At 70.5% G+C, this 11,304-nt stretch carries 15 protein-coding genes; 9 read left to right on the top strand and 6 right to left on the bottom strand.

The window, feature by feature from the left end; genetic code table 11:
• The 6 genes from I53_RS27580 to I53_RS27555 all read left to right on the top strand — a co-directional run.
• On the top strand, positions 1-342 hold a 342-nt coding region (locus tag I53_RS27580; RefSeq protein WP_043357004.1), incomplete at its 5' end, for a biotin/lipoyl-containing protein.
• A gap of 408 nt (positions 343-750) precedes the next feature.
• Positions 751-1,182: a gamma-glutamylcyclotransferase family protein gene (locus I53_RS27575; protein ID WP_043357002.1), complete on the top strand. Its 432-nt coding sequence runs from the start codon at positions 751-753 to the stop codon at positions 1,180-1,182.
• Between the two features lie 146 nt (positions 1,183-1,328).
• Positions 1,329-2,177 carry a formate/nitrite transporter family protein gene (locus I53_RS27570; protein ID WP_043357000.1) on the top strand — a complete coding sequence of 283 codons (849 nt, stop codon included), beginning with the start codon at positions 1,329-1,331 and terminating at the stop codon, positions 2,175-2,177.
• A 56-nt stretch (positions 2,178-2,233) separates the two neighbouring features.
• Positions 2,234-2,518, top strand: coding sequence for an acylphosphatase (locus tag I53_RS27565; RefSeq protein WP_043356998.1), 285 nt, complete (start codon positions 2,234-2,236; stop codon positions 2,516-2,518).
• Between the two features lie 79 nt (positions 2,519-2,597).
• Positions 2,598-3,371, top strand: a complete 774-nt coding sequence (locus I53_RS27560) for a DUF599 family protein (protein ID WP_043356995.1) — start codon at positions 2,598-2,600, stop codon at positions 3,369-3,371.
• A complete protein-coding gene (locus tag I53_RS27555; RefSeq protein ID WP_043356993.1) occupies positions 3,368-3,664 on the top strand; it encodes a DUF3253 domain-containing protein in 297 nt (98 codons plus the stop codon). Before I53_RS27560 ends, I53_RS27555 begins: the two co-directional genes overlap by 4 nt.
• On the opposite strand, the gene I53_RS27550 is transcribed toward I53_RS27555, so the two are convergent.
• From I53_RS27550 to epmA, 5 genes are all read right to left on the bottom strand, one after another.
• Positions 3,613-4,428, bottom strand: a complete 816-nt coding sequence (locus tag I53_RS27550; protein WP_043356991.1) for a YdcF family protein — start codon at positions 4,426-4,428, stop codon at positions 3,613-3,615. The two genes, I53_RS27555 and I53_RS27550, sit on opposite strands and share 52 nt — an antisense overlap.
• 5 nt (positions 4,429-4,433) lie before the next feature.
• Positions 4,434-5,084 carry a dimethylmenaquinone methyltransferase gene (locus I53_RS27545; RefSeq protein WP_043356989.1) on the bottom strand — a complete coding sequence of 217 codons (651 nt, stop codon included), beginning with the start codon at positions 5,082-5,084 and terminating at the stop codon, positions 4,434-4,436.
• Between the two features lie 90 nt (positions 5,085-5,174).
• Positions 5,175-5,786: a glutathione S-transferase family protein gene (locus tag I53_RS27540; RefSeq protein ID WP_043356988.1), complete on the bottom strand. Its 612-nt coding sequence runs from the start codon at positions 5,784-5,786 to the stop codon at positions 5,175-5,177.
• 16 nt (positions 5,787-5,802) lie between these two features.
• Positions 5,803-6,846, bottom strand: coding sequence for a lysine-2,3-aminomutase-like protein (locus tag I53_RS27535; RefSeq protein WP_043356986.1), 1,044 nt, complete (start codon positions 6,844-6,846; stop codon positions 5,803-5,805).
• Positions 6,843-7,898: an EF-P lysine aminoacylase EpmA gene (epmA, locus tag I53_RS27530; protein ID WP_043356984.1), complete on the bottom strand. Its 1,056-nt coding sequence runs from the start codon at positions 7,896-7,898 to the stop codon at positions 6,843-6,845. The genes I53_RS27535 and epmA overlap by 4 nt, the downstream gene beginning before the upstream one ends.
• A 198-nt stretch (positions 7,899-8,096) precedes the next feature.
• On the opposite strand from epmA, the gene efp reads away from it, so the two are divergent.
• On the top strand, positions 8,097-8,720 hold the full coding sequence (efp, locus tag I53_RS27525) for an elongation factor P (protein ID WP_197739341.1): 624 nt from the start codon (positions 8,097-8,099) through the stop codon (positions 8,718-8,720).
• Between the two features lie 45 nt (positions 8,721-8,765).
• On the opposite strand, the gene I53_RS27520 is transcribed toward efp, so the two are convergent.
• Positions 8,766-9,773: a heparan-alpha-glucosaminide N-acetyltransferase gene (locus tag I53_RS27520; protein WP_043356982.1), complete on the bottom strand. Its 1,008-nt coding sequence runs from the start codon at positions 9,771-9,773 to the stop codon at positions 8,766-8,768.
• Between the two features lie 353 nt (positions 9,774-10,126).
• On the opposite strand from I53_RS27520, the gene I53_RS27515 reads away from it, so the two are divergent.
• Positions 10,127-10,732, top strand: coding sequence for a cold-shock protein (locus I53_RS27515; protein ID WP_043356980.1), 606 nt, complete (start codon positions 10,127-10,129; stop codon positions 10,730-10,732).
• Positions 10,733-10,880: 148 nt separating this feature from the next.
• Complete coding sequence (locus I53_RS34355; RefSeq protein ID WP_187294424.1) at positions 10,881-11,300, top strand: DUF192 domain-containing protein; 420 nt, start codon at positions 10,881-10,883, stop codon at positions 11,298-11,300.
• Positions 11,301-11,304: the final 4 nt, after the last annotated feature.

Below are 11,304 nucleotides of genomic sequence, written 5' to 3'. Positions count from 1 at the left end.
ATCCAGGTGCGCAGCCTGCTCAACGGGGTGTTCCTGCAGCATGCGGGGCGGCCCGCGAGGGCCCGGGTCTATACCCGCCGCGAGGCGGAGCTCGCCGCCCTGATGCCCGTGAAGGAGCAGGCGGGCTCGGGCAAGCAGGTGCTCTGCCCGATGCCCGGACTCGTGAAGCAGATCCTGGTCACCGAGGGCCAGGAGGTAAAGAACGGTGAGCCGATCGCGGTCGTCGAGGCGATGAAGATGGAGAACATGCTCCGCGCCGAGCGCGACGCCACGGTGGCGAAGATCCACGCCAAGGAGGGCGACAGCCTCGCCGTCGACGCGGTGATCCTGGAATTCGCCTGATCGCGGCAGGCGCGTCGCATCCGCCGTCGCGACGGCGGTTCACGACGCGCAGACCAAGCTCCTGGCGACGGCGCTGAACAACAGCGCCGGTGCTTCGCGGTGATCGGCTGCGTCACGCCGATCACCGCCATGAGCTTCGGGATCGCCAATGCGCCCGTCCTGCGGCCGGCGACCGCTTTCTTCGCGGCGATCTGGCCTTGTGCGGCGATGGGCTTACATTGGATCGGGAGGCGCGTGCTGCGGCGCATCAGACCATGGGCTCGGGGGAGATCTTCGTGACATTCGTGATCCCCGCCTTCACGCTGGCACTCGCCTGTGCGGCCATGCGGGCGAACGAGTGGTCGGTCCAGCGCGACGAGCGCAAGCCCGGACGGTAATTCGGGCGCTCGGCCGACCAAGCGCGGCCACATGCCCCTCTATTTCGCCTACGGCGCCAACATGGATGCCGCCGCGATGGCGCTCCGCTGCCCGGTTTCGCGGCTGATCGGTGGCGGGCACCTGCCGAATTACCGCTTCATCATCATGCGTGAGGGCTACGCCTCCGTCGTGCCCGATCCCCGACGCACCGTCTGGGGCGTCCTGTGGGAGTTGGCTGTCGACGACATCCCGGCGCTCGACCGCTACGAGGGCGTCGCCGGGGGGCTCTACACGAAGGCGGCGCTCCCGGTCCGCACGGGGGAGGGCGTCAAGCGTGCTCTGATCTATCGCGGATGCTCGACCGCGCCTGGCCGCCCGCGGCCCGGATATCTGGACGCCGTCGTCGCGGCGGCGCGCGCGGCGCAGCTGCCGTCGGCCTATCTCCGGGAACTCAGCAGTTGGGCCCGCGGCCTTCCCGCCTGAGCGCCGCGCACTTGGTACGCGACATGCTTGCCCACGATCGAGCTGGAGGGCGAACGGCAGCACCACGCCTGGCCAGCCATCCATGATTGCGCAGCGCGCCCGTCGGCCAACGATGATTGGCGTGCGCCTGCGAGGGAGAGTTGTACATGTCGTATTTGGCGCCCGCCGATTTCGTGAAGAAGGCCGTCGATGCCGGTGAGGCAAAGGTCTTCATGGCGACCAAGGATACCTTCATCCGGGCCTACATGGCCGGCGCGATCCTGGCGCTCGCCGCCGCCTTTGCGGTGACCGTCAACCAGGCGACCGGTCAGCCTCTGGTCGCGGCGCTGCTGTTCCCGGTCGGCTTCTCGATGCTGTACCTGCTCGGCTACGACCTGTTCACCGGCGTCTGCGTGCTGACCCCGCTCGCCCTGATCGACAAGCGGCCGGGCGTCACCGTCGCCGGCGTCGCCCGCAACTGGGTGCTGGTCTTCTTCGGCAACTTCGCGGGCGCGCTCACCACCGCGGTGTTGATGTCGATCGTCTTCACCTTCGGCTTCGCCACCGAGCCGAACGCCGTGGGCAAGCTCATCGCCGGCATCGGCGAGGCGCGCACCCTCGGCTACGAGAAGTACGGCGCCGCCGGGATGCTGACCCTCTTCGTCCGCGCCATGCTGTGCAACTGGATGGTCTCCACCGGCGTCATCGGCGCCATGCTTTCGACCTCGGTGCCCGGCAAGGTCATCGCGATGTGGATGCCCATCACGGTGTTCTTCTTCATGACCTTCGAGCACTCAGTGGTGAACATGTTCCTGTTCCCGTCGGCGATCCTCATGGGCGGCCACCTGACGGTGATGGACTACCTGCTCTGGAACGAGATCCCGACGCTGATCGGAAACATCGTGGGCGGCATCGCCTTCACAGGCCTGATGCTCTACTCCACCCATGTCCGCACCGGTGCGACGCGGAGCCCGGCCCTGGGTGCCGGCGTCCGTCGCCCGATCGCGGCCGAGTAAGGCCATCCCGGCCCGCGTCGCCAGGCGCGGGCCCAGTCAGACGAAGCGGCACCCGCATGAGCGAGACCCGGACGATTTCAGTCATCGTCACGGGTCGCGTCCAGGGCGTATCCTACCGGGCCTGGACGCAGGCGGAAGCCCGCGCCCGGGGCCTCTCGGGTTCCGTGCGCAACCGCGACGACGGCACGGTCGAGGCGGTGTTCAGCGGCCCACCGGAGGCCGTGGCGGCGATGGAGGCCCTGTGCCGGTCGGGTCCCGCCGGTGCGCGCGTGACCGACGTGGCCGTGCGTGCCGGCGGCGACGTGCCGCCCGGCGGCGGTTTCCGGATCCTGCGCGACTGACCTCGGCGGCGCGGGTTCAGTACGCGCCCGCGGGCTGATATGCGGGATCGCCCCCTCGCGAATCCGCCATCCGGAGACCATGAACGACTTCTCCGCCGGCAGCGCCGCCTTCTCGCACCTCGACCTCGGGGCGCTCCTCTACTTCATCGTCGCCTGGGTCGCCTACGGCCTCTCCGTGGGCCGGCTGCGCGGACGGATGGTCTCCCTCAGCCAGATCATGAACGGCCACCGGGCCAACTGGGCGCGCCAGGTCATCGGCCGCGAACACCGGGTGGTCGATACGCAGATCAACGCCTCCCTGCAGAACGGCACGGCCTTCTTCGCCTCGACGTCACTGATCGCCTTGGGCTCCGTCCTCCCCCCGTCGCGGTCCGGGGACGATGTCCTGAACCTGTTCGCGACGCTGCCCTTCGGGACGTGGGCCAAACGCCTGACCTGGGAGTTGAAGGTCGCCGGCCTCGCACTGATCTTCGTCTACGCCTTCTTCAAGTTCGCCTGGGCCTACAGGCTGTTCAACTACACGGCCATCCTGCTCGGCGCCGTGCCGCCGAAGGGATCCGGCGCGAGCGACACCGAGATGCTGCGGGCCGTGCGGCGGCTCGCGGCCATGAACGTCAGCGCCGGGCGTCACTTCGCCCGCGGACAGCGGGCGTTCTTCTTCGCGCTCGCCTATCTGGGCTGGTTCATCAGCCCCTACATCCTGTTCGTCTCGACGACCGCCGTGGTGATCATCATGTGGCGCCGCCAATTCGCCTCGGAGATCCGCAAGGCGCTTCTGGAAGCCGGGGAGGGACCGCACGAGGGGCCGCTCGACGCTCCGCTCCTGTCGCCCGCCGAGGAGGCACGCACATGACCGACGCACGACCCGACGACGACGCCATCGAGACGACGATGCTGCGCCTCGTGACCGAGCGCGGCGCCGACAAGACCGTCTGCCCCTCGGAAGTCGCCCGCGCCCTCGGCGGTCCGCATCCGGATGGCTGGGGGCCACTGATGCAGCCCGTGCGACGGATCGCGGTGCGGCTCGCCCATGCCGGGCGCATCGCGATCCTGCGAAAGGGAAAGGCCGTCGATCCGGACGATTTCCGGGGCGTCTACCGGCTGTCGTTGCCGGGCTCGGGCGCGGGAAGCCAGTCGGGCGTGTAGCCGGACCAGCGGTAGACGGCGAGGCCGATCCACTCCTTGATCGCGAGGTCGAACTGGAGGAGCCCGTCCGAGGCGAAGCCGTGGACACGGGTCACGTCACCCCAGCCGCGGGTCCGGTAATCCACCGGGAAGGCGTCCACCGTGAAGCCCGCTTGGCGGAAGCAGCCGATCGCCCGCGGCATGTGCCAGGCCGAGGTGACGAGCAGCCAGCGCTCGCCGGGCTTCGGCTGCACCAGAGCGGCCGAGAAGGCGGCGTTCTCCTGCGTGTTGCGTGAGCGGTTCTCCAGGATGAGGCGCGTCCGCGGCACGCCGATCACATCCGCCTGCCGACTGACGATGTCGGCCTCCGCGATGCCGCCGGCGATGAAGCCGCTGCCGCCGGAGAAGACCAGCCGCGCCCCGGGAAAGCGGCGGGCGAGGTCGGCGAGGTAGATCGGTCGCTCGCCGGCATCGTTGACGACGATCTGATCCCGCGCTTCCGAGAGGCCGGCCTCGATCCCGCCCCCCAGCACGATGATCCCCGCCGGCGCCGGACCGTCGGCCGGATAGGGCGGGAACCGCTGCTCGAGGGGCAGCAGGACCATTTCCGACACCGGCGACAGGCCGCCTGCGGCGAGCAGCAGCGCGCCGAAGAGCGCGCATCCGAACCCGGTTCTGCGCCACCGCGTCATCGCCGTCAGGCCGAGGCCGACCAGGATGGCGAAGATGCAGAAATTGGAGGGCGTGATCAGGAAGAAGATCAGCTTCGAGGCGGGGAAAAACACGGATCTCAAGCCGGCTTCGTCTCGGACTCGAACCGGGCCAGGGCGGCGGCATCCGGCGGAAGCAGGCTCGCGAGCGTGGCGCCCCGCTCCACCTCGCGCTGGATCCAGAGATCGAGACGCTGCTGCTCCACGGCTTCGAGGGCGACGCGCTCGGCGATCGCGGCCGGCACGGCGACGATTCCGGTGGATTCGCACACGAGGATGTCGCCCGGATGGATCGCCGCCCCTCCGCAGGCCACCCGCTCCTGCGTGCCGACCAGGGCGAGGGTGCCCCCGGCGGCTGCCGGCCGGCTCCAGGCCGGGATGCCGATCTCGTCCGGCAGGGCCGCGTCGGTCACGAGGCCGACGGCGCCCCGCTGGGCGAGCCGCGCGGCCAATATCGCCCCGAACGGCAGGGCGAGGCCGGACGCGGCGGCATCGATCACCACGACCGCGCCGTCCGGCACTGCGTCGATGGCGGCGGCGAGGTCGCCGGCGGCATCGTCACGGGCTGGAATCATCCGCATCGTGTAGGCGGGGCCGACGACGGCGCCGCTGCCGCGCGCCGAGAGGCCGTGCGGGGTGAAGGCCTTCACGCCGGCCCGCGTCAAGGCGCGGGCGAGGCTCGCCGGGGTGACGGCGGAGAGCGCATCGCGCAGAGTCGGATCGATGGCCATCGGGGGCTCCGTGAAAGGCCGGCCCCGGTCCGGGCGGCGCGGTCGGGAAAGGTGGATCGCGCCGGCGCACCGGCAAGTCCGAGGATGCCGTCAGGCGATGGGCTCGCCCAGGGCGCGGGCGGCGCCGGGCCGGGCGGCCACGCGCTCGTACCAGCGGTGCAGCGCCGGGCGCTCGATCCGCTCGGCCGGCAGGTTCAGCCAGCGATGCGCCGCGCAGCCGAGGGCGATGTCGGCGATGCTGAAGCCCTCGCCGACCATGTAGGTCCGCTCCGCGAGATGGTGGTCGAGGATCGCGGCCATGGCCTCGCTCTTCTCCAGCGAGGCGGCGATCAGGGCACGGTCGGGCGCGGCCGCCCGGTAGAGTTGCCAGAACGCGTCGCGCATGGCGGGCGTGAAGCTCGTGGCCTGCCAATCGACCCATTGCTCCACGTGGGCGCGCGCCCGCGGATCCGCCGGCAAGGCCAGGGCCGGACTGGTCGCCGCGAGGTAGCGCAGGATCGCGTTGGATTCCCAGAGGACAAAGCCGTCCTCCTCCAGCGTCGGGACAAGACCGTTCGGGTTCAAGGTGCGATAGCCGGGATCGTTGACGACCCCGTGGGCGCCGCCGGCCGCAACCCGCTCGTAGGGCAGGCCGGCCTCGTCGAGCCCCCATACGGCCTTCTGCACGTTCACCGAAGTGAGGCGGCCCCAAAGCCTGCGCATGGTCGAAGAGTCTCCGTCACACCTTGGGCGGGTAGGCATGGTCCTGCCCGCTCGGATCGGTCACGCGCATCCCGTCCCCGGTCTCGCGGAAGTAGCCGGGGCCGATCGGCACCTTGCCGTGCCCGCCGGGAATGTCGAGCACATAGGTCGGCTGGGCGAGGCCCGAGAGGCGGCCGCGCAGGGCGCGCATCAGCTCCTGCCCCTCGGGTACACCCGTGCGGAGATGGCCCGTTCCGGGGGCCAGATCGCCATGATGGAGGTAGTAGGGCTTGATCCGGTTCTCGACGAGAACTCGCATCAGCGCCTCGAGGGTCGCGGCCTCGTCGTTGACGCCGCGCAGGAGCACCGACTGGCTCACCAGGGGGATGCCCGCATCGACCAACCGGGCGCAGGCGGCGCTGGCGGCGGCGGTGAATTCCCGCGGATGGTTGGCGTGGATGGCGACGAAGACCGCCCGCCCGAAGCGCTTGAGCGCCTGGACGAGCGCATCGGAGACGAGATCGGGTTTCACCACGGGCACGCGGGTATGGACCCGCATCACCCGGACATGCGGGATGGCGGCGAGGCGCTCCGCGATGACGCCGAGGCGGCGCGGCGAGAGCGCGAACGGGTCGCCGCCGGTGAGCACCACCTCCCAGATCCGCGGATCCTGCTCGATGTAGGCGAGGGCGGTGTCGAGCTCGGCGTCGGTGAGCGTCCCGAGGCCGTCGGGTCCGACCATCTCCCGGCGGAAGCAGAAGCGGCAATAGACCGGGCAGACATGGAGCGGCTTCAGCAGCACGCGGTCGGGATAGCGATGCACGATCCCGGTCACGGGGGCGTGGGCTGCGTCGCCGATCGGGTCGGCGCGCTCCTCCGGCGTCGCCACGGCCTCCTCGGCCCGGGGGACGAACTGGCGGCCGATCGGATCGTCGGGATCCTGCGGGTCGATCAGTTCGGCCATGTCGGGCGTCACCGAGACGGCGTAGCGCGCGAGGACGGCGCCGAGGGCCTCGGCCTCCGCCCCGGAGATCAGGCCGGCGGAGAGAAGGTCGTCCGCGCTGCGCAGGGCCCGGTTCATGGCCGCGTCTCCGCCACGGGTGTCCAGATCACGTCCTCGATCCGGGTTGCCCCGCAGGCCAGCATCGCCAAGCGGTCGAAGCCCAGGGCGATCCCGGACGCCTCCGGCATGACGGCGAGCGCCGCGAGGAAGTCGTCGTCGATCGGGTAGCGCTCGCCGTAGACGCGCTGCTTCTCGGCCATCTCCGCCTCGAACCGGCGGCGCTGCTCCTCCGGGTCGGTCAGCTCGCCGAAGGCGTTGGCGAGTTCGACGCCGCAGGCGTAGAGCTCGAAGCGCTCGGCCACGCGCGGATCGTGCGGCGCCGGACGGGCGAGGGCGGCCTCGCTGATGGGGTATTCGCACAGGATGGTCGGGCGGCCGAGGCCGAGATGCGGCTCGATCCGCGCGACGAGGACGCGGGAGAACAGGTCGGCCCAGGTGTCGTCCGGGACGACCCGGAGCCCGGCCCCGGCGACGGCGGCGGCCAGGGCATCCCGATCGGTCGCACCGCTCGGCGTGACGCTGGCCAGGAGGTCGATCCCGGCGAAGCGGTCGAAGGCCTCCGCCAGGGTCAGGCGCTCCGGTTCCGCGAAGGGATCCGTCTCCCGGCCGCGGAAGACGAGACGGCGGGCGCCCGCGGTCTCGGCCGCGCAGGCGAGCAGCGCGGCGCAATCCGCCATCAGCGCCGTGTAGGCGGCGCCGGCCCGATACCATTCGAGCATGGTGAACTCGGGATGGTGCAGGGGCCCGCGCTCGCGGTTGCGGAACACGCGGGCGACGCTGAACAGCCGCGTCTCGCCCGCGGCCAGAAGCTTCTTGCAGGCGAATTCCGGTGAGGTGTGAAGGTAGAGGGGCGTGCGGGCACCGCTGGCGCCGATCGCCTCCGTGGCGAAGGCCGACAGATGCGCTTCGTTGCCGGGCGAAACCTGGAGGCAGGCGGCCTCGGCCTCGATGAAGTCGCGGTCGGAGAACCATGCGCGGAACGCCGCGAGGATGCGGTTGCGCAGGAGCAGCGCCGGGCGCCGGTCGGCGTGGCGGCCGGCTGACCACCAGGGGGAGGCCGCGCCCGTCACGACCGGCCTCCGCGTCCGCTACGGAGCGAGTCCGGCCGGCTCCGACCGTACGGCGTCGCGTTCTCGAGCACTCTCAATCCTCGGCCCTGACTGGCTCCGGACCGCGGAGACGCGCCGCGGCCGAGGCTGTGTGCCATCGACGGCTCACGCCCGCCCGCTGGCAACCGCGGCGCAGATGCGATAGTGGCGGGGTCCGAGATGCAGCGCCCGCGCTTGGCGCGTGCCGGCCCCCATGTCAATGCAGGACGCAATTCCGTGAAGGTGATCGCCTCAACGCTCCGTAAGGGCAATGTCGTCGAGAAGGATGGCAAGCTCTACGTGATCCTGTTCGCTGAGAACATCCACCCCGGCAAGGGCACGCCGGTGACCCAGCTCGACATGCGCCGGATCACGGACGGCGTGAAGGTGTCCGAGCGCTACCGGACGACCGAGCAGGTCGAGCGCGCCTTCGTGGAGGATCGCGAGCACACCTTCCTGTACAGCGATGGAGAGGGGTTCCACTTCATGAACCCCGAGAATTACGAGCAGATCGCCGTGCCGGAGGACGTGGTGGGCGATGCCGCCCCGTACCTCCAGGAGGGCATGGCGGTGATGCTCTCGGTCCATAACGGCGTCCCGCTGACGATCGAGCTGCCGCAGCGCGTGACCCTTGAAGTCGCCGAGACCGAGCCGGTCCTCAAGGGCCAGACCGCCTCCTCGTCCTACAAGCCCGCGACCCTGTCGAACGGCGTGCGCACGACCGTGCCGCCCCATATCGCGGCCGGCACCCGCGTCGTCGTCATGACGGCCGACGGTTCCTACGTCGAGCGCGCCAAGGACTGATCCGGTCCTCGCCGGTCGCCGGGCCCGGGCGGTCCGGCGCCGGGCTCAAGGCGCGGCCCGCGCGGCCGCGTCCAGGGTGGCGTAGCAGGCCTGCGAGAGCCCCTGCGCGCGCAGGCGCTCCGTCCCGCTGAAGGGGCGCCCATCCTCCCGGAACAGATCCTCGCGGAGCAGCGCCTCCGACGTGCAGCGCGCGGCGATGCGGCAGAGCGCCGGCTCGCCGCCCGTGCGGGTGCAGATCGTCACGTAATCGGCGCGGAACGCCCGCAGCCCGGCGCGTGGATTAGCGCCGATCACCGTGACGACACCGGTCAGCAGGGCCAGCAGGACGGGCTGGTGGATGAGGTAGATCGCGAGGCTGTGGCGGCCCGCGAAGGTGGCGGCGCGCCCCAGACGCGTGCGTGGAGCCCAGGCCCCGAGGCGCGAACGGGCAAGCTTCGGCAGCGCCAGACGACCCAGGACGATCCCGGCCAGAACCAGCCCGAACCAGGGGAAGAGCGGCACGTAATCGTTCGTCCGCGGCACGACCGAGCCCAGGCCGAGAAAGGACAGGGCCGCAGCGTCGAAGATGGGCGCGTGCACGACATGCGGTGTGGCGAGGAAAGCGGCGGCCGCAACGGCCGTGACGGGCACCGGCAGGAACAGGAACGGCAGCCCGAGCAGGCTCGAGACGGCGATGCAGTGGAGCACGCCGAAGAACACGAAGGCGTCCGGGAACATGACCCAGGTGCCGAGGGTCACGAGCAGCGCCGCCCCGCCGATCCGCGCGAACCGCAGCAGGGTCGGCCGGACCCGGACGCCCCGGCCGTTCATCAGCACGAGCCCGACGCCGACCAGAAGCAGGAAGCTTCCGGCGATCGCCTCGGCGGCGTGCCGGCCCAACGGGGTCAGCGCGTAATTCTCCGCCGTCAGCCGCAGATGGCCGAGATCCCAGACCGTGTGGTAGCTCGCCATCGCCACCAGGGCTGCGGCCCGGGCGGCGTCGATGACCGGCCATCGGCGCTGCGCAGCCGGTGATACGGAGACGGGGCGGTCGAGGGTGACGTCAACGGACATGATGGTGCTCCCAAACCATGTCGGCGCCGCCCTTTCCACCGGAACCGGCTCGGGACGCCTCGGCCCATCGTGACGCTGGCGCGAAGGCTCTCGGAAACGTGAAGGCGGTGGGCACACGAATGCGCGGCGGCGGTCCGCAGTGGGGGATCGGAAAAACCCTTCGGCGGCCCCGGCGCTTAAACCCCGTTTTCCCCGGGAGCTGCGACCGATCGACTGTTGCGGCCCCGCCTCCGTGCGCCAAGATTGCAACTTCGCGGGGCTCATCAGACGGCCAAATGGGCTTCCCGGCCATCAGGACTTCGTTAATCTTGCCGGGAGAGCGCGCGGCGTGATTCGGTGTAGGTTGCTCGGCCATGTCTGACGAACGCGGATCCGGGCCGGAGAACCCCGAACGGTTGCCGGTCGCCCGAACCGGCGAACAGGGTCAGTACGAGGACGAGGCTCTCGATCTCGTCGAGGTGGCGGGGCACATCAAGTGGTTCGACGTCTCGAAGGGCTTCGGCTTCATCGTGCCCGACGACGGCGCGCCGGACATCCTGCTGCACGTGACCTGTCTGCGTCGCGACGGGTATCAGGCCGCGAGCGAGGGCGCACGCATCGTCGTGGAAGCCGTCGAGCGCCCACGGGGCTGGCAGGCGTTCCGGGTGATCTCCCTCGATCAGGCCACGGCGGTGCATCCGTCCGAGATGCCCATGCCGCGCACCCACGTCACCGTGACGCCGACCAGCGGATTGGAAATGGCCGTCGTGAAGTGGTTCAACCGCCTGCGCGGGTTCGGCTTCCTCACGCGGGGCGACGGAACGCCTGACATCTTCGTGCACATGGAGACGTTGCGGCGCTACGGGATCGCCGAGCTGAAGCCCGGGGAGTCCGTCCTCGTCCGCTATGGCGACGGCTCGAAGGGCGTCATGGCGGCCGAGGTCCGGCTGATCGACGGGGCGATGCCCGCCTCGCATTAGTTTGCGCCCTCCCGGCGGCGCGCCGCCTGCGCCATAGGCTTGGCGAATCGGCGGAAATCCAGCGCCGGATTCCCCTGTCGCACATCCTGGTCTAACACCGGCGACGGGCGCGCGGGCCCGCGCGCCATTCCTCGAGAGGCTTGAGCCTGTGAGATCCATATTCCGCGCCGCCTCGGCGGCCGCACTAGCCTGTCTCGCCTTGAGCGCGGTCGGCCCGGCCCCGGCTGCTCGGGCGCAGGCTGCGGCGCGCGCCGCTGCGGTCAAGTCGGAGCCGCTGACGATCATCACGAAGTCCGGACCCAAGCGCTTCGACGTCGAGGTGATGCGCGACGACGCCGCCCGCGCCCGGGGCCTGATGTTCCGTCGGCACATGGCGGGGGACCACGGCATGCTGTTCGATTTCGAGCAGGACCAGCCCGTCACCATGTGGATGAAGAACACCTATCTGCCTCTCGACATGGTCTTCATCCGCGCCGACGGGACGATCAGCCGGATCGCGGCCGATACCGAGCCGCTCTCCACTGCGATCATCGCCTCGGGCGGCCCCGTCCTCGCGGTCTGGAACTGATGCG

The sequence above is a fragment of the Methylobacterium sp. B1 genome (assembly GCF_000333255.1).
GTDB classification, from domain to species: domain Bacteria; phylum Pseudomonadota; class Alphaproteobacteria; order Rhizobiales; family Beijerinckiaceae; genus Methylobacterium; species Methylobacterium fujisawaense.
Note: the sequence above shows the minus strand (reverse complement) of the source record. Positions and strands in the feature narration are given on the sequence as shown.